Raw genomic sequence first — 23155 nt, forward strand, 5'->3', positions numbered from 1 at the left:
ATTATGGAAATGAATCAGAACAAGAAAATAATTCTCTTTGACGGGGTATGCAACCTCTGTAATAATTCTGTGCAATATGTTATAGAACACGATAAGGGCGATGCCTATAGGTTTGCAGCACTACAAAGTGAAATTGGAAAGAAGTTGGTCGCAGAGCGGGGAATAGATGCTTCCCTAGTAGATTCCATAATCCTTATAGAACCAGGAGTGGCCTATTATACCAAGTCTACCGCGGCCCTTAAGATTGCCCAATCTTTTGGAGGTGTGTGGCAGTTGGCCAGCGTATTCGAATGGATACCCGAAAAAATCAGGAATTGGGTGTACGACTTCATTGCTAAAAACCGCTATAAATGGTACGGTAAAAAGGAGGCCTGTATGATTCCAAGTCCCGAACTTAAGGAAAAATTTTTATGAGAAGGAAAGTACCTTCCACCCCTATTCGTAAATTTTATTACTAACGAGATAAATGTAAATTTGTAATTATCAATAAACTCATTTTAGATTATGGAATACCGTATAGAAAAGGACACCATGGGCGAGGTTAAAGTGCCGTCCAACAAATATTGGGGAGCCCAAACCGAACGCTCGAGAAATAATTTTAAAATTGGTCCAGCAGCATCAATGCCTTTGGATATAGTTTATGGATTTGCCTATCTAAAAAAGGCAGCGGCCTATGCCAATTTTGAACTAGGTGTACTTTCCGAAGAAAAGAGAGATCGTATTGCCCAAGTATGTGATGAAATTTTAGAGGGTAGGCACGATGATCAATTTCCATTGGTGATATGGCAAACTGGCTCAGGAACCCAAAGTAACATGAACGTTAACGAGGTTATTGCCAATAGGGCCCATGAATTGGCCGGAAAAACAATAGGGGAAGGAGAAAAAACCATACAACCCAATGACGATGTAAATAAATCCCAGTCTTCCAACGATACTTTTCCTACCGGAATGCACATTGCAGCCTATAAAAAGATTGTTGAAGTCACCATACCGGGTATTACGCAACTAAGGAATACATTGGACAAAAAATCCAAAGAATTTGCCAAGGTGGTAAAAATAGGACGAACGCATTTAATGGATGCCACTCCCCTGACCCTGGGCCAGGAAATCTCTGGGTATGTTTCCCAATTGGACCACGGATTAAAAGCATTGAACAATACCTTGGATCATTTGAGTGAATTGGCCCTTGGCGGCACTGCCGTGGGAACAGGTTTAAATACTCCCAAAGGGTATGATATTTTGGTTTCACAATATATTGCCAAATTTACTGGATTGCCATTTAGAACTGCAGAAAACAAGTTTGAGGCCTTGGCCGCGCATGATGCCATAGTGGAAACCCATGGTGCCTTAAAACAATTGGCGGTTAGCCTAAATAAGATAGCCAATGATATTAGAATGATGGCCTCAGGGCCAAGATCCGGGATAGGTGAAATTATTATTCCCGCAAATGAACCGGGGAGCTCCATTATGCCTGGTAAAGTGAACCCTACACAATGTGAGGCTTTAACCATGGTATGTGCCCAGGTGATGGGGAACGATGTTGCTATTGGCGTAGGTGGAACCCAAGGGCATTACGAGCTCAATGTTTTTAAACCTATGATGGCCGCGAACATATTACAATCAGCCCAATTGCTTGGGGATGCCTGTGTTAGTTTCGACGAGAACTGTGCCGTAGGTATAATGCCCAATCACGATGTTATTAAGCAGCTTTTAAACAACTCCTTAATGTTGGTTACGGCCCTAAACACTAAAATTGGTTATTACAAGGCTGCTGAAATTGCCAATACGGCGCATAAAAATGGTACCACATTAAAGGAGGAGGCCATTAATTTGGGTTACGTTACCGCTGCAGAGTATGATGAGTGGGTAAAACCAGAGGATATGGTTGGTACCTTGGAATAATACTTGAAGTCCATAAGTTAAAAACCACCAAGCGCGCAAGCAATGAATTATAAGGTTATACTTAGTATTGAAGCAAGCTGCTAGATGTAGGACCCACTTTAGGCTGAAGTGATAATGGATCAAGACTAATTGTTGTGTTTATGTTAGTTATTGCCATTATCACTTATTGTTTATTGTAGGCTTTGGTCCATAACCATTTTTTTTGCACATCTAAAGTCTTGGCAACTAAATAGATTCAGGATTATCATTAGGCTAAAAGCAGATTTCATGAATTCCTTTAAAAACCGTTGAACCCGCTTATGTTTATAGAAACCGATGAAGGAGGTTCATAAATTGTATCTTCTTTCATTTTCTTTGCTTGTCCAAAGAAAACGAAACAAAAGAAAAGACACCTTCTCCGAGGAATCTTTTAGACCTTGTCTAAAAACCGGTTTCAAAACTCCGCGCTTTTTTCAAAAACAAAAAAGCTGGATCTCGGAGCTTTTGAACCCTATTCTGCGGATCAGGAGGACCAACGACAAGCTTCTCGTTTTGGTTTTCGGCCTATTTTTATTTTCATAGCAAATCAAGGGGTTTCCACATTGGGTGAAGGAAGGCGTCCATAGAGCATTTTACATTAGTGAAAGCGGCCTGGACGCTGCGGCAGTGAAAAGTTCGTAGATTTCAAGAAAAGAAAAATCAGTCTAGCGTTTTTTGGGCGATGCAAAAAATGAACAAGACACCAAATGTAAAACGGATTGTTCTGGCTTTTCATTTAGTGCACACACACTACTTTTGGGAATGATCTATATATATATATATATATATATATTCCGCTATTGCAGCGAGATTAGTTAAACTAATAAAGGGTATTAAATCCCAAGCCAAGCTCTGCCCCTCACTTTAAGGTCCCGATCCAAAGATCGGGGTAATTAAATAAGAAACCCCGCCGATATGGCGGGGTTAGTTCGACTATCGCATTCCAATACGCCTGCGGCTTTTGAAATACGGGTCTCACTAAAAAAAAAAGGCCAATCCCTGAAGATTGGCCTTTTAAGTTAAATGGATAGTGTTCCTTTATTTTAATTGAAACTTGGAAGTTCCCAATAATTTTAGACTATTATCATAAACATTTACCATGTAGTTCCCTTTCTGGAAATCACTTGCTGGCTTGTTAATGAAATCACATACGTCCAAAGAGCGGTTCTCATAATAGAATTCCGTGCCTTTGCTGTAAGTAACGCTAGCTCCTGAGTCATTTGTTTTAGAGAAGCTTTCTCCCAAGACATTGCCTTGTGGATCCAAGACCTCAATAAAGAATTGTCTGTCCCCGGCCTGGGCAATTACGTTATCGGCTACAGTGAAACAAACTTTTAATTTATCGGTGGCCTTAGCTCTAGAAGTAGATACCAATTTACCACTGGACCTCTCTTTAACTGCGTCCACAGAGAATTTGGATAGATTTAAGGCAGACCCTTTTGAAACTACATCGGCCAATTGGGTATTTTGTACTACCAAGGAATCGTTGAAAACTGTTTGTTTCTCCAATTCTACATAGGTACTGTCTCTTTGCATGGCCAAGAAAGTATTGGACCTGGTCAAAGAATCAACTTTTCTGATCAATTGTTCCCTTTCTTTGGTCAAAATACCAACTTGTTTTCTGTAACGGTAAAGACTAGCAATATCCGCTTTCATAGTCTTAACGGAATCAATGTATTTTGCAATATTGTCCCTGGCAGAAACCAATTCTTCATTGGTTGCATTGCTTTCCAAGATAGCTTTGTCATACTCGGATTTTAAACTGGTCAAATCTTCAACAACCAATTCTTTTTCTTTTGTAAGTAATGCAGTATTCTTTTGTTTATCCTGATATAAACTTACAGTGTAAATGATTACCCCAAGTAAAATTACACCTAATAAACCTGCAATAACCTTCAATCCATTATTACTTTTTGTTTCAGTCATAATTGTAATTATTAATTATTTAATTCTTTTTTACCTTAAAATTTATTTGTTTGTAACACTCTATATACGATCTGGTTTGGATTTTAGATTTTTTTAGTTAAGATAAATAAATTTTCTCGATAAGAATACTAAATGATTAACTTAACTTTAGGAAAATAGTGATTGTACCAAGATGTCCCTAAGTATTATACCTTTTAAAGTGTGCTTTGCCACAAGGTTTAAGGACCTGAATGTAGCGTGGTTGGAAAAATATTTTTATGTGGAGCCAAAGGACAAAGTTCTTTTGGAAAACTGTGAAGCCAACATAATAGATAAGGGCGGATTTATTTTTTTTGCCCAATACAATGATGAAATAGTAGGTTGCTTTGCATTAATAAAATTGGGGGACGGGGTTTTTGAATTGGGTAAAATGGCCGTAGACCCAGAATACCAAGGTTTAAAAATAGGCCAGGCTCTTTTGGCCTTCGCTATTGAATTTTCCAAACAAAATATGTGGAATAAAATAATTTTATATTCCAGTACCAAATTGGAAAACGCCCTATATATTTATAGGAAGTACGGTTTCAAAGAAATTGAAATGGAAGAAAATCTCCCCTATGCCAGGGGTGATATTAAAATGGAATTAATAATAATTTAAATCACTATAACTATGCACTGTTCAAAATACTTTTTAGCAACAGTTTTGTTTGTTGGTCTATTGACTATAGGATGTAAGGAAAAATCCACTTCCAATCAGGAAAAAGCGGAGGCAGTAAACCTAAAAACAGAGCAAAGTACTTCCAACATTGACATTGTGCCAATAGAACATGCCACGGCAGTTTTGGATTGGGATGGAACCATTATATATATAGATCCAGTTGGAGGCAAGGAGGCCTTCGCCAATGTTCGGGAACCCGACCTTATATTGATTACCGATATCCATGGCGATCACTTTAGCATGGAAACATTAAAGGCCCTGCATACCCAAAAGGCTAAAATAATTGTTCCCCAGGCGGTGGCCGACAAAATTCCAGCAGAATTTACACCACAACTGGATATTTTAAATAATGGGGAAACTAAAGAACGTTATGGTATTAACATTGAAGCGATACCTATGTACAACCTACGTGAAGAAGCTAAGGATTTTCACACTAAAGGAAGAGGTAATGGGTATGTGCTCAGTAAAAATAATGAACGCATATATTTTTCTGGGGATACCGAGGATATTCCCGAAATGCGTGCTCTTCAAAATATAGATAAGGCCTTTGTCTGCATGAACCTACCCTATACCATGACTGTGGAAAGTGCTGCGGATGCCGTGTTGGAATTTAAACCTAAGCAGGTCTATCCCTATCATTATAGAGGAAAGCCCGATGTTGGGGATGTGGCCAAATTTAAAGCCTTGGTAAATGATAAGAATCCCAATATTGAGGTAGTACAATTGGATTGGTATCCCAAGGAAGATTATTAAGGGTCTTACAATACTAGGTGTCTATATTTGTTAAAAATAATACGCTGTTGTCACAATTTCTTGTGGCAACAGCGTATTATTAAATAAGTCAGTTGGATTAGCGTACCAACTTTTTATATTTCAGTCGCTTAGGTATTAAATCTCCTCCCAGACGTTTCTTCTTATTTTCTTCGTATTCAGAGAACGATCCTTCAAAGAAATACACCTGGGAATCCCCTTCAAAAGATAGGATATGGGTACAAATCCTATCCAAGAACCACCTGTCGTGGGAAATGACCACGGCACAACCGGCAAAATTTTCCAAACCTTCCTCCAAGGCTCTTAGGGTGTTCACATCCAAATCGTTGGTAGGCTCATCCAAGAGAAGTACGTTGCCCTCTTCTTTAAGGGTCATGGCCAAATGTAGTCGGTTACGCTCCCCACCCGAAAGCATTTCCACCTTTTTGTTCTGCTCACTTCCCGAAAAATTGAATCGACTTAAATAGGCCCTGGAATTTACCTGTCTACCGCCCATCATGATCAATTCCTGCTCATCACTAAAATTTTGCCAAATGGTCTTATTGGGATCTATATTGGAATGACTCTGGTCCACGTAGGCAATTTTTGCCGTTTCCCCCACTACAAACTCCCCTTTGTCAGGTTGTTCTTCCCCCATTATCATGCGGAAAATAGTGGTTTTACCAGCCCCGTTGGGACCAATAATACCTACAATGCCCGCCTGTGGTAATTTAAAATTAAGGTCCTCATAAAGCAATTTATCCCCGTAGGCCTTACTTACACCCTTGGCTTCTATTACATTGGTCCCCAAGCGAGGTCCGTTCGGGATATAGATCTCCAGTTTTTCATCCAATTGTTTTTGGTCCTGGCTCATCAATTTGTCATAGTTCTGTAAACGCGCCTTTTGTTTAGTCTGTCTACCTTTGGCCCCTTGTCTTACCCAATCCAACTCCCTTTCCAGTATTTTCTGTCTTTTGGAAGCTGTTTTACTTTCTTGGGCCATTCGCTTGGATTTTTGGTCCAGCCAGCTAGAGTAGTTTCCTTTCCATGGAATACCTTCCCCCCTATCCAATTCCAAGATCCATCCGGCTACATTATCCAAGAAATACCTATCGTGGGTAACTGCAATAACGGTTCCTTTGTACTCTGCCAAATGGTGCTCCAACCAATGAACGGATTCCGCATCCAAATGGTTTGTAGGCTCATCCAGCAATAGAATTTCCGGTTCTTGCAACAACAATCGGCACAGCGCTACACGTCTTCTTTCACCTCCTGAAAGTATACCAATCTTCTTGTCGGAATCCGGGGTGCGCAAGGCGTCCATGGCCACTTCCAATTTGTTGTCCAGTTCCCATGCATTGGTGGCATCTATCCTATCCTGTAGTTCCGCCTGCTTATCCATGAGTTTTTGCATTTTATCTGCATCCTCATAAACTTCGGGAAGACCAAACATATCATTGATCTTATTGTATTCATCCAGGATGGCCACAGTCTCAGCCACGCCTTCCTTGACCACCTCCAAAACGGTCTTGTTCTCGTCCAATTGTGGTTCCTGTTCCAAATAACCTACCTTATAACCAGGGGAAAAAACTACATCTCCCTGGAAGTTCTTGTCCACTCCTGCAATTATTTTGAGTAGGGTAGATTTACCGGAACCATTAAGACCCAAAATCCCGATCTTGGCTCCGTAAAAGAAACTTAAATAAATATTCTTTAATACTGGGGTATTGGCTGTTTTGTACGTTTTAGTAACCCCAGACATGGAGAAAATGACTTTCTTATCGTCCGACATATTATAAATGTATTATTAAGTGTGACTAATTGAATTATAATTGGCACCGGTAACTTGCAATCTTTGGATAGCAGTTTTTCCACACGAAGCTAAGATAGCCCCCAAATCTTGAAATACTAAATCCGCGGTGACCGCCTATACCCTACCCTTTAGTGCATTAAATACCCATGCAATTGCGAAGAAACCTATTCCAACCGAGGCAAATCCCCATCCGGCAACATCATCGTATCTAAAAGCACCCAACGCAATAAGCGAAAGACCTACAATAATCATTATAAAGGTTGCCCAAGCAAGCACTGTATTCTTATTCATTCCCATTTTTTAACTGGTTTGGTTTGTAGTGCCTCAAATATCGTAAATTTTACAAGAATTTATCATCTTATAAAAACTTTATTCCTCAAACGGAAATGCAATTCCATTTTGTTTTCTCACTGTATCCATTAAGGTTATCAAATCCAGACTGTTACTATGGCTCCACTGACTACTTTCCAGCTTGCCCTGTTCAAGACAGTCATGTACCTCCTTTATTTCGTAATAATATCCCCTACCGGTAGTCGGTATGCTAAAATCCTCCTTTTCTCCATTTCTTTCAACCGTATATCCCTGTGCTTCGTGCCATCTTGTTGGAATATATATGGTACCCCTCTCTCCCGATATTTCCGCTTTCATTTCGGAGTGGCTTGTGAACCCTGAATATAAAATGGCCTGTGCCTTGGGGTACTTAAAGATCATGGAAGTCTGTATCTCGGTACCATTGTCATGAAAGTTGGAGGATGACAATATTTGGTCCGGTTTACCAAGAAGCAAATAGGCAAGGAAGATGGGGTAAATGCCGATATCCAGTAAGGATCCGCCTGCTAGTTCAGGATTTAATACCCTTCCCTTGAGGTCCCTATCCAAGGCATAAAAGGCAAAATCCGCATGTATATAGGCCAATGGACCTATTTCACCATTGTCTATCAATTGTTTAACCTTCTTAATGGAAGGGTTAAATCTACTCCATAGGGCTTCCATTAAAAATACCTTGTTTTGTTTGGCTGCCGCTAGCATTTTTTCGACTTCTGCCCTATTGATGCCCATTGGCTTTTCACATAGAACATGTTTACCATGTTCCATAGCCATAATTGATAATTCGCAATGTGAAGTGTGGGGTGTGGCAATATAAACCACATCAACTTCCTTGCATTCCAAAAGCTCCTTGTAGCTCCCGTATGCATTCGGAATTTTATATTCCTCGGCAAACCCCTTGGCCTTGTCCAAATTTCTAGAAGCTGCAGCATAAATTTGAGCGTCGTTCACTAGGGCAAGGTCCTTAACAAAATTTCGGGCAATGTTGCCCAATCCAATAATTCCCCATTTTACTTTTTTAGCCATTTAGAATATTATTTAGTTAAAGTTAATAAATATAACTCCTTATCTTTATTGCGCAAAAGAAAGGCGTTTGAACATGGATATCAACTTCAATAAAAACGAAGATCACAATAAATTGCTACTATCTGCCTTAAAGAACAAACTGGCCAAGGTGAAACTTGGAGGGGGCAAAAGTAAATTGGAAAAACAGCATTCCCAAGGTAAGTTAAGTGCCCGTGAACGCATTGACTACCTATTGGATAAGGATAAGGATGTTATTGAAATTGGAGCCTTTGTAGGCGATGGTATGTACGAGGCACATGGTGGGTGTCCGTCAGGAGGTGTTGTAGTAAAAATAGGCTATGTACAGGGCAAGCAATGCATTGTGGTGGCCAATGACGCTACGGTAAAGGCAGGTGCGTGGTTTCCTATCACTGCAAAAAAGAACTTAAGGGCCCAGGAAATTTCCATTGAAAATCGCTTGCCCATAATTTACCTGGTAGATAGCGCCGGGGTATACCTTCCCATGCAGGACGAAATATTTCCGGACAAGGAACATTTTGGTAGAATTTTTAGGAACAATGCTGTAATGAGCAGTATGGGAATTACCCAAATTTCTGCAGTTATGGGTAGTTGCGTTGCAGGTGGGGCCTATCTTCCTATTATGAGCGATGAAGCTTTGATAGTGGACAAAACCGGTAGTATTTTTTTGGCAGGAAGCTATTTGGTAAAAGCCGCTATTGGAGAGGTCCTAGACAATGAAACCTTGGGAGGGGCAACTACACATTGTGAAATTAGCGGAGTTACGGATTATAAGGCCAAGGACGACAAGGACGCTTTGGATACCATAAAGAACATAATAGGTAAGATTGGTGATTACGATAAGGCAGGATACAATAGAATATCACCTATAAAACCCAAGGTAAAAGAAGATGATATTTATGGTTTAATTCCAAAATCGAGGGCCGAGCAATACGATATGTTGGAAATTATAAATCGACTGGTAGATAATTCCGAATTTGAACAATACAAGGAAGGTTATGGAAAAACGATACTTACGGGTTATGCCCGCATAGATGGATGGGCAGTGGGTATCGTTGCCAACCAGCGCAAGGTGGTAAAGACCAAAAATGGGGAAATGCAGTTTGGAGGGGTCATCTACTCCGATTCTGCCGACAAGGCTACCCGTTTTATAGCCAATTGCAACCAAAAGAAAATTCCCTTGGTATTTTTACAGGATGTTACCGGATTTATGGTGGGTAGTAAAAGTGAGCATGGGGGAATTATAAAGGATGGGGCAAAAATGGTGAATGCCGTAAGTAATTCCGTGGTGCCTAAATTTACCATTATTATAGGCAATAGTTACGGAGCGGGAAATTACGCCATGTGCGGAAAGGCGTACGATCCAAGATTGATTGTGGCTTGGCCCAGCGCCGAATTGGCGGTGATGAGTGGTAATTCGGCAGCCAAAGTGCTTCTTCAGATAGAAACCGCCTCCCTAAAAAAGAAGGGCGAGAAAATTACGGAGGCCCAAGAAAACGAACTTTTTAATAGAATAAAAGAGCGATATGACAATCAAATTTCGCCCTATTACGCAGCATCACGTTTATGGACGGACGCGGTGATAGACCCTTTGGATACTAGAAAATGGATATCCATGGGTATTGAGGCGGCAAACCACGCGCCTATTGAAAAGCCTTTTAATATGGGGGTGGTGCAGGTTTAGGATTTGATGATGTGGAAATGTACCAATGAGCAAATGTACTAATGTAACGATGTGTTTATTTGGGGATTTGAAGATTTGGAAATGAAAAAATTTGGGAATGTACCAATGTAACAATGTACCAATTTGTTAATTTGAAGATTTTTGAATTTGAAAATGAAACTCTTGGTTGATTCGGGATTTGGAAATTCTTAAATCCACCCTTCAAATAAACTATTCCAAATGGAGAAGCGCTATGGTTTTGGTTCTATTTACCTTTCCGTTCCCTGTCTCCACAAATTGTGGCACGACAAATATTTCTTTGGGAATTTCAAATTTAGAAATTGATTTTAAGGATTTGATTTTTTGGGACAATTGATTACCATCCATATTACCCTCTACCACCAATATCAATTTTTGACCCAAATCCGGATCAGGGATGCCTGCCACAAAAAAATTGGAACTGATCAATGTGGAAAATTTGGATTCCAGTTGCTCGGGAATCAATTTTACACCGCCCGAATTAATTACGTTGTCATACCTGCCCAACCATTGGAATTCGGTTGACGATATAAGGTTTACCAAATCATTGGTCACTATTATTTCGTCCGAAACCTTAGGTGCTTCAATCACAAGACAGCCCCTGTGGTCCGTGGATAGAGCAACGTCTGGAAGGGATTTGAAATTGAAGTCTTCTAAACCTTTCGCAAACTCCTTTATTGCAATATGGGTGATGGTCTCGGTCATTCCATAGGTTTCGAAAATCTTGGTGTTTACGCAGCTCAACCTCAATTTAAGTTCTGTTGAAATGGGGGCTCCCCCAATAATTATAGTTCCAATTTGGTTTAAGGAGGATAGGGAACCCTGGACCTGCATAGGTACCATGGCACAAAAATCGTAGGGCTTGGAATTCTGGTCCAACGGATGCGATGTAGGTTCAACAAAGTCTATCTCCCATCCGAGAACTATGGCCCGGACCAACATCATTTTGCCTGCAATAAAGTTGGTGGATAAACATTGAAGGGCTTTGGTCCCTACGCCCATTTTAAAGAACGATCCAGTGGCCAGCGCAGAGTTGACCATATGTTCCTTTTTCAGGGCAATTGTTTTGGGGGCACCAGTAGAGCCGGAAGTTTTAACTTGGATGGAATCGGCCTCATCCAGCCAGTCCATAAGAAATTTACCAATGACCACTTCATACTCCTGACCTTCTTTTACAAGACTGTAGGCCAACTCTTTTAAAGCCTCTAAATCGTAGTGGATTCCGTTGAATTTGAATTTAGGATGGATATGTTTATAGCTTGGACTCACCTTCTTCAGCTAGTTGTACTGTTTCAATACTTTGCACATCACCTGCAAGACGCTCCTTCCAATTAGTCCAGCCATATTTTTTGGAGAATAGATATAATAGAATTGGATATATTACCAAAACAGGGATAAAAACATCCCAACCCAATTCTGGTTCCGATATATCCCTATAGAGCGATTCGGTTTGAAAGGCAGTCCAATCAGCCGTCACCAAAAGGGCGGTAAATAAATTGTTGGCAGCATGAAAACCGATGGCCAATTCCAAGCCTTCATCCATTAAAGTCAGTATCCCTAAAAAAAATCCGGTACCGATATAATAAACCATTATTCCATAGCCCAATTTTTCAACCTCAGGATTAAAAAAATGCAATAAACCAAAAATCATTGAAGTGGTTACCAATGGCACCCATCTTTTACCCGACATCAATCCAATTCCCTGCATTAGGTAACCTCGCATAAAATACTCCTCAAAACTGGTTTGGAGCGGGATCAAGAATATGGAAATGAGGCACAATATAGCAAAGGGCATTAATTTAAAATTAAAAACATAATCCTCTGGCGATAAATAGATGTCCACCCCGGTAATCAATACGGTTATTGTTCCCCAAAGAGCAAAAGCAAAAAACACTCTTTTCCAATCTATACGTTCTCGGCTAGTGGTAAGGGAGATTATGGTTTGTCGATGTACATATTTAACGGTAAGAAATGTGGCCAAAAGACCAAATACAAAAGAAATTAACATTAAGAACAGAAATAAATTGCTACCTACTATTTTGGACATCCCTGCAATATCCGAGGGAAAGGTTGCCCCTCCGATAGCCTTAACGGTTATTACCCCAAGTAGTGGAATGGATCCCAAAAGTTGCCAGCCAATAAAAATGATCAAGATCCCAATAAGGTATCGCCAAGATTCATAATTTCCTTTATATCCCTGCTCTATGTACATATATTCTCTATTAAATTATTTTCCCAACTCCCGGTTTTTTCATAGGATATTGTTCCATTATTTACTTTTAACGGGCATTTAAAATTATTGGTATATAAGCCACCCGTACCCAATCCCTGTGGTAAAGGGTTATCCAAGGTGTAAGTCCACTGGGCAATGGCGTTAAGGCCAATGTTGCTTTCCAGCGCACTCGTAACCCACCATTTTATATTTAACTTCTCCGCAACCCTGATCCATTCCATACTTCCCCTAAACCCTCCAATCAAACTTGGCTTTAGGATTATGTACTGCGGTCTTATAGTTTGTAGAAGTTTCTCCTTTTCCGTTACATTTGCAATTCCGATTAATTCTTCGTCCAAGGCTATGGGGATGGGAGGATTTAAGCACAATTTCTTCATTTCATTGGCGTTGCCTGCCTTTATGGGCTGCTCTATGGAGTGTAGGTTAAACGGGGATAGACATTCCAGTTTATGCATGGCCTCCGAAGGAAGAAAAGCACCATTGGCATCGACCCTTAGTTCAATTTCCTTTTCACTGTATTTATTTCGAATAGATTTTAAAAGTGTTATTTCCTTTTCAAAATCGATGGCCCCAATTTTTAATTTTATGCATTTGAAACCTTCCTCCAACTTTTGTTGGATTTGTTGGTGCATAAAATGTTCATCGCCCATCCAGATCAATCCATTTATGATAATTGGTATGTTGGAGTCCGTAAATTCTGATGGATAAAGTAAAAAAGGGGTTCTGGAATTTAGGGATAAAAAGGCCTGTTCCACTCCAAACTGAATACTTGGATAATCCATCAAAGTTTCCCAAAGCCTATCTTCGCCCAAATTGATGTTATCGCAGGTCCATTTTAGCCTATCCTCATAATCAGGCACATCATCAGCACTTAAACCTCTAAGAATACCACATTCCCCAATTCCAAATTTCTTATCCTTTTCCAAGATAATGAAGAAGGTTTCCTTCTGGGTCATTACACCCCTGGAAGTTCCACTGGGACGTTTAAAATCTAAAATGTATTTTTTGTAGGTCGCTTTCATGAAATATAACATCAAATTTAACTATCTTTTTTTCTAAATATGAAAAAAATGAATACAAAAGTCGGTAAGGTGGTTTGGATAACCGGAGCTTCATCCGGTATAGGGGAAGCACTGACCTATGAATTTAATAGCAAAGGCTATAAACTGATTATTTCTTCCAGAAAATTAATAGATATTCAAAATGTTAAAGCCCGTTGTCCAAAGGGGGATTTTATTTCCCTGCTCACCCTAGATCTATTGGATATCGATAGTATGTCCGGAAAAGTAACCGAAGCCTTGTCTTTCTATGGATCAATAGACATATTGATAAATAACGCGGGTATAAGCCAACGCTCCTTGATCCTGGAAACAGATATGAAAGTATATAAGAAATTAATGGAGGTAAATTATGTGGGTACCATAGCCCTTAGCAAAGCAATCCTACCCTATTTTGTGTCCCATAAAAAAGGCCATTTTGTTACGGTAACCAGCCTAATGGGAAAATTCGGATCGCCTTACCGCTCTGGATACTGTGGTGCCAAACACGCTCTTCATGGTTTTTTTGATGTCTTGCGTATGGAACATGAAAATGACCATATAAAGGTTACCCTGGTTTGCCCCGGATTTGTAAATACCAATGTGGCCATAAATGCCCTCACAGCGGATGGCACGCCCCAGGTTAATAATGATGTGGCCACTAAAAATGGATTATCACCACAACTTTTTGCCATAAAAATGGTCAAGGCCATAGAAAAGGAAAAATTTGAAGTTTACATAGGCCGTAAAGAAGTATTGGGCATCTATTTGAAAAGATTTTTTCCTAAACTACTCCACAAAATGGTTTTACGAAATAAGGTAAGGTAATTATACCTTTAAAGATTCACCGATTTCCAGCAAAATTAACTCTTTGCCATGCTTGGAAAATTTTTGAACGGACTCTTTATGATCAATTATAATATACCCGAAAGTATCGTAATGATAACCTAGTATCCTAGGACATTGAACAAAATCGGAAGCTATAAGTGCATCATCGACCCCCATCGTAAAATTATCGCCAATGGGCAATACAGCAAGATCCAAATGGAACGACATTGGAATAAGCTTCATATCCATCGTTAATGCCGTGTCCCCTGCAATATACATATGCTTCCCTTCTGAAGATAAAATAAATCCGCCGGGTTGTCCGCCATAAGTCCCGTCCGGAAAGGAAGAGGTATGAATGGCATTGACATATTTAAGAGTGCCGAAATCGAATTTCCAGCTTCCACCGTGATTCATAGGGTGGGACTTTAGACCTTTGTTTTCATAGTAAGTGGCAATCTCAAAATTACTTACCACCGTTGCTTTGTTCTTTTTCCCAATTTCCTCGACATCCAATATATGGTCTTGATGGGCATGGGTGACCAAGATATAATCGGGTTTTAAATCTTCAATGTTGATTTTGCCTTTCACTTTATCATTTCCTGTAATGAAAGGATCTACCAGTAAGCTTTTTCCACCTGTTTCAATCAATAAAGAGGAATGGCCAAGAAAAGTAATTTGCATAGGTTGAACTGTTTTTGTTCAAATTTATTTAAAATTGAACCAAAAACGAACTCCTTCCGATGTTTTATCGATATTTAAAGTGGATTGAAGCTGATTTACCAGACGATTCATTAACCTGATCCCCATGGAAGAATTGGCCCTGTCATCCGTATCCTCCGGCAGTCCAACACCATTATCCGTGTATTCAAAATAGCCCTGCCCCCCATTTTTCCTCAAATGGATATAAATTTTCCCATTTTCGTCATCGTCAGGGAAGGCGTATTTAAATGAGTTGGATACCAATTCATTTAAAATAAGACCAAAGGGGATTGCCCTATCTATATCCAGCTCCACGTCTTCGGCATCGATGGTAATATTGATATTATGTCCTCCTTTTTTATAGACCGATTGTACACTGTTGATCAGACTCTCTATGTACCCCTGCATTTCTATCACGGAGAGATCATCGTTCTGATATAATTTTTGATGGATTAGTGCCATCGCCTTTACCCTACTCTTACCTTCTTCCAATGCCTCTATGGCCGCCTTACTGCGGGTGTTCTTCGTTTGTAGGCTAAGCAGGCTGGAAACCATCTGGAGGTTGTTTTTTACCCTATGGTGAATTTCCTTTAAAAGCGAATCCTTCTCTACCAGTGATGCCTCGATTATACGCTTTTGATCGGCAATGAGCCGTTGGTTCTTAATACTTTTCAAATAGGCAAAAACCAGGCCTGCAAATCCTAAAAGTGTAAAAATCAAAGAAATAAAAACAACATGGATCCTATCCTCTTTCGCCTGTAAGTCGCTTCGAAATTGTTCTAAATCCTGTTTCTGCTGCTCCATCATTTTTTTGGAGTACTCTATCTCTTGTCCGGCCACGGCGGCCAATTGTTGCTTTTTCATGGAGGATTCATTTCTATTCAGGGAATCCCTAATGCGTACATTTCTTTTTAAATAGTCGACCGAATTTTTATAATCCCCTATCCGGTCATAATATGCCGCTAGCAGTCTATTCTTTCTAAGGATATTCTCTGTTTTTACTGGATCTTGCCCATTAAGGAGGTATTCCTTCGCCTTCTCGTAGTCTTCATTTTGCAAATGGCAATCTGCCAGTTCCAAGGTGTTTTCAACCATTTCCGAAGAGAATTTTCCCTTATTGTACTCGTTGAACAGATCGATGGAGTTTTCCAAAAAGGGAATGGCAATATCGTATTCCTTTAGTAAGGCATGGCATTTCCCGATATTACCTTCTATAATGGCCTTCAATAAATTACCTTTACTAATTTCCTGCTCTGTTTTTTCCCTGCTGATATCGTTTAGGTAGACATCTATAAATCCCTTTGCCTTTTTATAATAGGTTAAAGCTGTAGGAAAGGACATGTCCAAAAGAAGATAGTTCCCTACATTGCTCTGGTATTGTGCCTGTCCGTAGTAATCGTCCTCCCGTATGGTTTTAAGTTTGTCCTTGATATAGTCGTCCATTGCCTTTCTGTGGAGTCCCAGGTTGGAATAAATATCATAGAAAATCACCTTGTCCGTAAGGCCCAAATTCTTTTTTTCATTTCTTATTTCAAATTGCCGATCGTATAGCCCTAATTTCGCGTAGTTATTGTCTATGAGATCCAAAAGGATTTTTTTGGATGGCAAATCCAAATTTTCAATTTTCTTATACAGTTGATTTGCTATGGCCACACTTTTGCTAAAGTCGCCAATATCATAATAAAGCTGGGATTGCATAAGCTCATATTTGGTGATGCTTATTGAATCCTTCAATTTTTGGGCATTGTTGTGATAGACATTTACCGCTGCTTGCCAGTCATAGGCAGAATCTTCGAGATAGCGATTGGGAGTGCCGAAGAAATAATCGAACCTTTCCTGTGCTCCTTTCTTATTTTGGAAGTCCTGAAAATAATCCGGTTTGTTTGAAGAGTCTTGGGCAGGTGAATACCAAAAACACAATGAACAAATCATTAATGAAAAAAATGTTTTATGAAAAGACTTCACCATTGTTCAATTGTTGTCTTAATATTCTAATTACTTCTTGGTTTTTTTAATAATTTAATGGGCCTTTGGTATATTGGATTCAATAGTACAAACGCCAAAGCACGGTTAATGTTGTACCTCGCATCTTCTCAATTACCACCATCATTGATCGTTTGGTGACATCACCAGCCAAATAAAGTGATTTGTTGGCAATTTAACCATTATTTTGTCCTTCAACTTCTAATGCCGGTCATAGGGTTTAAAATAAAAAAGGCAATACAAGTTAATTGCACAGCCTTTTTATTTATGTTATGATAAGATTTGGGACTCTTTATCAGTTCAAAAATATGCAGTAGTATTGTGAAATTTAGAATTTTGTTGTGTAACGCCAATATCTTGTTGTGAAACCTATGAATTAAAGATAGTCTTGTAATTCATCGGATTTATTGTGCATGTCATCGAGTAAAAAGACTATGGGCAACCAACACTAGTAAGGAGCCATATTGTTATTGGCACACTAGGTGTCATTGGGTTGCTCGGGTAAGGTGGCCTGCCCGTTACGGTCGGAAGGGCAACTAAATGTTAATGGTATTTTCTTTATGATGCCACATGGCTTCAACCTGAATATTCTTCACGAAAAATCGCCTATGCTTCCGGCTGGTCTCCATTACCTACTTTAGGTATTTTTAATACGGAAAATAGCTGCCCTAAAAATATTGGCCATTTCCAGCCTACAATGGTGCTATATTAATTATTCACTTTTTTGAGTTGATTTTTAAGCTCATCCATAGATTCCTGCAGCTGTCTCAGCAAGCCCTTCTCTGAGGTGGCATCCACTCCAAAGGTTATTTTGCTGCTAACTTGCCAAAGTTCCTGTATGTCTTCCGTATTAACGCTGTAGGGAGGATAGTTTTCATTTAAGGATATTAGGGATATTACGGCCGGATTGGGCGATTTTTCAATTTTTTTAACCAGTACGGCATCCTGTAATACCACCACATAAATTTTGTTGGAACTTATATCTTTTAGACCTTCCACCGCCCTGGCCAATACCCATTCCCCCGGCTTTAGGTTGGGCAGCATACTATCCCCTTCAATTTGGAACCCCCTATAAGTGGCATTTCTGAATTCCGGTAAGGGAATATCAAAGGCAGGTAGCTGTTTGTACCAACTGGTGTCCTGGATATTTTGGGGGTATCCTGCTGCTGCTTTTGCGTTTACCAATACCATATTCTCATTTTCGGCAGAATTTACCGTAACCACCTTTGGAATAACACTGATATTAGTAATCGCTAAATGCTTTTGGGAACTTTCCCCAAATAACCAAAGTGGATTAATTTTAAATTGTTTGAGTAATTCCACCACTACTTTTCCAGATAATTTGGTACGGCCCCTTTCTATGTCAGCAGTGGTATTTGAAATACCGAGCAAGTTGGCAAAATCGGATTGGGTATATCCCAATTCGCGGCGTAAATCTGTAAATCGCTTTGTTACAATTTCCATATCCTCGTTCATAGTACAGGTTTTATATTGATACGGTTCACACGGACATGTCCCCGTGGGGTAAAATGGTCCGTATCTATTTGCTTCAAATATACGCAATTTGGATTATATCCAAAATATTTTATGGACTATTTCCATAATTGGGAAATAATCCATATATTTGGAATAATTACAACTTTTGAATAAAATGACTTTGGACGATCTACATCAAAAATTAAGTGTTCTGGCCTGTTCCGGAATGGAGGATAATCATTATACCGCCAATACTTCCGGGAAGAATCGAACTGTGTCCATGGGGCATTTGGAAAAAATCCAAAGAAGGCGTCCAAAAAAAGAATTAAGTGTTCAACTCAGTTTATTTGATTAATTATGGAAAATCCCAAGGTTTTAATTTACGACGGCAGTTTTAATGGTTTTCTAACCACGGTTTACAAAATATTTGAGGAGAAGATCCCAGTGACCGATATCCAGAAAAATAGAGAGCTTCAAAAGGGGCTGTTTTCCGAAGCGATAACAGTTTTTACCCAGATGGACAAGGCAAGACGTGTTTGGAACAGCATACAAAATAAAAGTAATGCCGCCATTAAATCCATTTACTTTGCCTTTTTAAGTGAAACCAAAGGTATTGAACTTCTCCTATACCAATACATCCGCTCCATGTATGCCAACCCCGATGATCATCCCATAGAGGGTATTTCCGATATAATATTAAGAATACAGCAACATTCAAGAATGGTGGCGCGGGAAAAGCACAGGATAGAGGCTATTGCAAATTTTGAAATATCACAAGATCAGGTTTTCTTTTCCATAGTTTCACCAGCATTTGATGTGCTACCGCTCATATCCAAATACTTCAGATCAAAGTTTCAGGGACAGGAGTTTATAATATATGATCAAAAGAGAAAATATGCCATTTTTTACAATCTATATACTGTTGAAATTATTTCCATGGAATTATCAGTTCATGATTATCCCAGGAAGCTAAGCCAAACCCATATAAAACAATTTATAAACAATAAGTTGCACCCACATTCGCCTTATTCCAAAAGAGTTCAGTTGGAAGCTGAAGGAGAAAAGGCGGCGGTGTAATCATTATTTGAGTCATTCGTCCCTTTTTTTCATTATGGAATAGCCAATACTATTTAAAGTATAAATCCTGTTTATATGCAGTACATTGGAATTGAATTAAAGTTTTAATTTCTAGGTAAGCTTACTTGGTTCTTTCCCCTACAAAATTATCGCTCTGATTTTTAAAAAGTACGTTAAACGTAGTTAAGCTGCCATAAATCCTTGTTATATATTGTTGCAGGTCCACCTTTTCCTGGTCATCCAAATTTTTACTGCTGTTTATTTTTTGCTCCATTACCCTAATTCGGTCCCTGACCATGACTATTTTGTGAAAAAAGGTATCCATTGGAATTTCTTTTTCAGACAAGTTGGAATCGCCGGGTTTTAAAACCAGACTCCCCCCTTTCCATTTATCGGCAATCGGGGTAATGGAACTGGCATCGCTCCAACGTCTTAATATAGAAATCAACGATTGTTCCACTTCGGAAAAGCTAATGGTATCCACTTCGTCCTCCACTGCCTCCACAACTTCAAAATTCGAATCCAAATCTATGGTTTCCAATCCTTTGTCTATAAAAGTAACCCAATAATGCTTAGACGTTACATTGGTAACTACTCCTTTACCGTATTCACTGTGATTAATCCGGGAACCTATTCCTAAAAGTTGCATTAAAAAATATTTTAAGGTTAAAAATGCTAATTTATAGTTAAGCTTTTAATCTACAAAAAACTAAATAGCCCCTTCTTCATTTTTAGGTATCAAAGTCGTAACTTCGCACATTGCTATGAAAATGATCAATTACGAAGAGAATATTGAGGTTAAGGGCGCTCGAGTGCACAACCTTAAAAATATAGATGTTACCATACCCAGGGAAAAGCTTGTTGTTATAACCGGACTGTCCGGAAGCGGCAAATCCTCCTTGGCCTTTGACACCATATATGCTGAAGGACAGAGACGTTATATTGAAACTTTTTCGGCCTATGCCCGACAGTTTTTGGGGGGATTGGAGCGCCCGGATGTGGACAAGATAGATGGTCTATCACCGGTAATTGCCATTGAGCAAAAGACGACTTCAAAATCCCCAAGGTCTACTGTAGGTACTATTACCGAAATATATGATTTTCTTAGACTTTTATTTGCCAGGGCCAGTGATGCCTATAGCTACAATACCGGGGAGAAGATGGTTAGCTATGATGATGAACAAATTAAGGATTTGATCATATCCTCTTACAAAGGCAAGAAAATAAATATATTGGCCCCGATCATCAAGTCCAGAAAGGGGCACTACAGGGAACTATTCGAACAGATTGCGAAACAAGGCTTTGTCAAGGTAAGGGTAGATGGGGAAATCAAGGATATCGCAAAGGGTATGAAAGTGGATCGTTATAAGACCCACGATATCGAGATTGTTATAGACCGACTCAAAATAGAGGAGAGTACAGAATTGGATAAGCGTATTTCAGAAACTATTAATACGGCCATGTACAGTGGTGAAAATGTATTGATGATTTTAGAGGAAGGAACCGAAGTACCGCGTTATTTTAGTAGGGATTTAATGTGCCCAACCACTGGAATATCATACCCTTCCCCGGAACCCAATACTTTTTCCTTTAATTCACCAAAAGGTATGTGTCCTGATTGCAATGGACTGGGTCACGTTTATGAGGTTAATGAAAATAAAATTTTTCCTAGTAAAAAATTGTCCATTAAGGCTGGTGGTATTGCCCCTTTGGGGGAATATAAAAATTCATGGGCCTTTAAGCAGATTGAGACTATAGCCCAAAGGTATAATTTTGAACTTACGGACCCGATATCGAAAATACCGTCCGAAGCTCTTCAAATATTGCTCTACGGTGGTAAGGAGAGTTTTGAGGTGGACTCAAAAACCTTGGGTGTAAAACGCGTTTACAAAATAGATTACGAAGGGATATCGAATTTTATCAAGAGTCAATTCCATGAGGCCAACTCTACTTCCATTAAACGTTGGGCCAAGGAATATATGGATAAAATTAAGTGTCCCAGCTGTGAAGGCACTAGATTGAAGCAAGAGTCCTTATATTTTAAGATAGACAACAGAAATATTGCCGATCTCTCCAATTTGGACATTTCGGAATTGGCGGATTTCTTTAGCGGACTGGAAAAAAAAATGGAAGGCAACCAATTAAAAATTGCCGAGGAAATTATAAAGGAGATCAAAACAAGGGTTCAATTTCTATTGGATGTTGGCCTGGATTACCTCTCTTTGAACAGAAGTAGTAAATCCCTGTCCGGTGGGGAAGCACAGCGTATTAGATTGGCCACCCAAATTGGGTCGCAATTGGTTGGCGTTCTTTATATCTTGGACGAGCCCAGTATTGGATTGCACCAAAGGGATAATGAGCGTTTAATAAAGTCTTTGGAATCGCTCAGAGACCTAGGCAATTCAGTAATTGTGGTTGAGCATGACCGCGATATGATAGAACGGGCAGACCATGTTATAGATATTGGCCCCAAGGCAGGAAAGCACGGTGGGGAAATAATTTCGGAAGGAAGTCCGGAGGCCCTTAAAGACCACCATACCCTAACGGCCGATTATATTACCGGAAAATTAAAAATAGAAGTTCCTAAAAAACGCAGGGAAGGGAATGGAAACAGTCTGGAATTATCCGGTTGTTCCGGAAATAATCTTAAAAACGTTTCGGTGCGTTTTCCTTTGGGAAAAATGATCGGGGTTACCGGTGTTTCCGGCAGTGGTAAATCTACCCTGATCAACGAAACCTTATATCCCATTTTAAATGCGTATTATTTTAATGGGGTAAAAATCCCGATGCCTTACAAAAAAATTAAAGGTTTGGATCATATAGACAAGGTTATAGACATTAACCAGTCTCCCATAGGAAGAACCCCAAGATCCAATCCTGCTACCTATACCGGTGTCTTTAGCGAAATAAGGTCCCTTTTTGCCAAGACCCAAGAAGCCTCCATTAGGGGATATAAACCTGGTCGTTTTAGTTTTAATGTTACGGGCGGACGTTGTGAAACATGCCAAGGTGGAGGTCTCAGGGTAATTGAAATGAATTTTTTGCCAGATGTATATGTTGAATGCGAGACCTGTCATGGAAAGCGGTTCAACAGGGAAACCTTGGAGATACGGTATAAGGGTAAATCTATAGCCGATGTTCTGGAAATGACCATAAACGAATCTGTTGATTTTTTTGAGAATATCCCCAAGATCTATCGCAAATTAAAGACTATTCAAGATGTAGGGCTGGGATATATATCCCTTGGACAGCAATCTACCACCCTATCCGGTGGTGAAGCGCAGCGTATAAAGTTGGCTACGGAACTATCCAAAAGAGATACTGGAAATACCTTTTATATTCTGGACGAACCAACAACCGGTCTACATTTTGAAGATATTAGGGTATTGATGCACGTACTTAATAAGCTTGTAAACAAGGGAAATACCGTCTTGGTAATTGAACATAATATGGACGTTATAAAAATGGTAGACCATATTATCGATATTGGATACGAAGGTGGTCGCAATGGTGGTATGGTAGTTGCAGAAGGAACTCCAGAGGAGGTGGCCAAGGATAAAAAGAGTTACACCTCAAAATTTCTAAGAAAAGAATTAGGTTTGTGAAATTAACTGTCAACAAAAGATACTATTTTCATGAAAAC

General features: G+C 39.5%; 20 protein-coding genes. 9 read left to right on the plus strand and 11 right to left on the minus strand.

Features of this window, described 5'->3' with window-relative positions:
• The first annotated feature begins 3 nt into the window (after positions 1-3).
• Complete coding sequence (locus tag QSE00_RS08675) at positions 4-414, plus strand: thiol-disulfide oxidoreductase DCC family protein (protein ID WP_110358468.1); 411 nt, start codon at positions 4-6, stop codon at positions 412-414.
• Between the two features lie 90 nt (positions 415-504).
• Positions 505-1902, plus strand: a complete 1398-nt coding sequence (gene fumC, locus QSE00_RS08680) for a class II fumarate hydratase (protein WP_110358469.1) — start codon at positions 505-507, stop codon at positions 1900-1902.
• 1056 nt (positions 1903-2958) lie between these two features.
• Here fumC and QSE00_RS08685 read toward each other — a convergent pair.
• The gene (locus QSE00_RS08685; protein WP_110357088.1) at positions 2959-3846 is read right to left on the minus strand and encodes a hypothetical protein; all 888 of its coding nucleotides are present in this window, start codon (positions 3844-3846) and stop codon (positions 2959-2961) included.
• A gap of 172 nt (positions 3847-4018) precedes the next feature.
• Here QSE00_RS08685 and QSE00_RS08690 point away from each other — a divergent pair, with 172 nt between their 5' ends.
• Together QSE00_RS08690 and QSE00_RS08695 are read left to right on the plus strand one after the other, a co-directional pair.
• Positions 4019-4483, plus strand: coding sequence for a GNAT family N-acetyltransferase (locus tag QSE00_RS08690; RefSeq protein WP_286105633.1), 465 nt, complete (start codon positions 4019-4021; stop codon positions 4481-4483).
• Positions 4484-4495: 12 nt separating this feature from the next.
• Entirely contained in the window at positions 4496-5296 is an 801-nt protein-coding gene (locus tag QSE00_RS08695) for an MBL fold metallo-hydrolase (protein ID WP_286105634.1), read from the plus strand.
• Between the two features lie 97 nt (positions 5297-5393).
• Here QSE00_RS08695 and ettA read toward each other — a convergent pair whose 3' ends face one another.
• From ettA to QSE00_RS08710, 3 genes are all read right to left on the minus strand, one after another.
• Entirely contained in the window at positions 5394-7085 is a 1692-nt protein-coding gene (gene ettA, locus QSE00_RS08700) for an energy-dependent translational throttle protein EttA (protein ID WP_110357091.1), read from the minus strand.
• Between the two features lie 135 nt (positions 7086-7220).
• Positions 7221-7403: a CAL67264 family membrane protein gene (locus QSE00_RS08705; RefSeq protein WP_031443882.1), complete on the minus strand. Its 183-nt coding sequence runs from the start codon at positions 7401-7403 to the stop codon at positions 7221-7223.
• Positions 7404-7475: 72 nt separating this feature from the next.
• Complete coding sequence (locus tag QSE00_RS08710) at positions 7476-8459, minus strand: Gfo/Idh/MocA family protein (protein ID WP_286105635.1); 984 nt, start codon at positions 8457-8459, stop codon at positions 7476-7478.
• 73 nt (positions 8460-8532) lie between these two features.
• Between QSE00_RS08710 and QSE00_RS08715 the strand changes: the two genes are divergently transcribed.
• A complete protein-coding gene (locus QSE00_RS08715; RefSeq protein ID WP_286105723.1) occupies positions 8533-10161 on the plus strand; it encodes an acyl-CoA carboxylase subunit beta in 1629 nt (542 codons plus the stop codon).
• Between the two features lie 210 nt (positions 10162-10371).
• Here the strand turns inward: QSE00_RS08715 and QSE00_RS08720 are convergent, their stop codons facing one another.
• The 3 genes from QSE00_RS08720 to QSE00_RS08730 are packed head-to-tail and all read right to left on the minus strand — an operon-like array spanning position 10372 to position 13434.
• Positions 10372-11448, minus strand: a complete 1077-nt coding sequence (locus tag QSE00_RS08720) for an AMP-binding protein (protein ID WP_286105637.1) — start codon at positions 11446-11448, stop codon at positions 10372-10374.
• Positions 11432-12391, minus strand: a complete 960-nt coding sequence (locus QSE00_RS08725) for a CPBP family intramembrane glutamic endopeptidase (protein WP_110357095.1) — start codon at positions 12389-12391, stop codon at positions 11432-11434. Before QSE00_RS08725 ends, QSE00_RS08720 begins: the two co-directional genes overlap by 17 nt.
• Positions 12382-13434, minus strand: a complete 1053-nt coding sequence (locus tag QSE00_RS08730; RefSeq protein ID WP_286105638.1) for an o-succinylbenzoate synthase — start codon at positions 13432-13434, stop codon at positions 12382-12384. The genes QSE00_RS08725 and QSE00_RS08730 overlap by 10 nt, the downstream gene beginning before the upstream one ends.
• Positions 13435-13482: 48 nt before the next feature.
• Between QSE00_RS08730 and QSE00_RS08735 the strand changes: the two genes are divergently transcribed.
• Positions 13483-14277: an SDR family oxidoreductase gene (locus tag QSE00_RS08735; protein WP_286105639.1), complete on the plus strand. Its 795-nt coding sequence runs from the start codon at positions 13483-13485 to the stop codon at positions 14275-14277.
• On the opposite strand, the gene QSE00_RS08740 is transcribed toward QSE00_RS08735, so the two are convergent.
• From QSE00_RS08740 to QSE00_RS08750, 3 genes are all read right to left on the minus strand, one after another.
• Entirely contained in the window at positions 14278-14958 is a 681-nt protein-coding gene (locus tag QSE00_RS08740) for a metal-dependent hydrolase (protein WP_286105640.1), read from the minus strand.
• A gap of 24 nt (positions 14959-14982) precedes the next feature.
• A complete protein-coding gene (locus QSE00_RS08745; RefSeq protein ID WP_110357098.1) occupies positions 14983-16908 on the minus strand; it encodes a sensor histidine kinase in 1926 nt (641 codons plus the stop codon).
• A 759-nt stretch (positions 16909-17667) separates the two neighbouring features.
• Entirely contained in the window at positions 17668-18435 is a 768-nt protein-coding gene (locus QSE00_RS08750) for an XRE family transcriptional regulator (protein WP_286105641.1), read from the minus strand.
• Between the two features lie 166 nt (positions 18436-18601).
• Here QSE00_RS08750 and QSE00_RS08755 point away from each other — a divergent pair, with 166 nt between their 5' ends.
• Positions 18602-18790: a hypothetical protein gene (locus QSE00_RS08755; protein WP_286105642.1), complete on the plus strand. Its 189-nt coding sequence runs from the start codon at positions 18602-18604 to the stop codon at positions 18788-18790.
• Positions 18791-18792: 2 nt separating this feature from the next.
• A complete protein-coding gene (locus QSE00_RS08760; protein ID WP_110357101.1) occupies positions 18793-19512 on the plus strand; it encodes a TIGR03915 family putative DNA repair protein in 720 nt (239 codons plus the stop codon).
• A 121-nt stretch (positions 19513-19633) separates the two neighbouring features.
• On the opposite strand, the gene QSE00_RS08765 is transcribed toward QSE00_RS08760, so the two are convergent.
• Complete coding sequence (locus tag QSE00_RS08765; protein WP_110357102.1) at positions 19634-20161, minus strand: hypothetical protein; 528 nt, start codon at positions 20159-20161, stop codon at positions 19634-19636.
• A gap of 121 nt (positions 20162-20282) precedes the next feature.
• On the opposite strand from QSE00_RS08765, the gene uvrA reads away from it, so the two are divergent.
• Positions 20283-23117: an excinuclease ABC subunit UvrA gene (gene uvrA, locus QSE00_RS08770; RefSeq protein ID WP_286105724.1), complete on the plus strand. Its 2835-nt coding sequence runs from the start codon at positions 20283-20285 to the stop codon at positions 23115-23117.
• Positions 23118-23155 lie beyond the last annotated feature (38 nt).

It is taken from the genome of Arenibacter flavimaris (assembly GCF_030291335.1).
Lineage (GTDB): Bacteria > Bacteroidota > Bacteroidia > Flavobacteriales > Flavobacteriaceae > Arenibacter.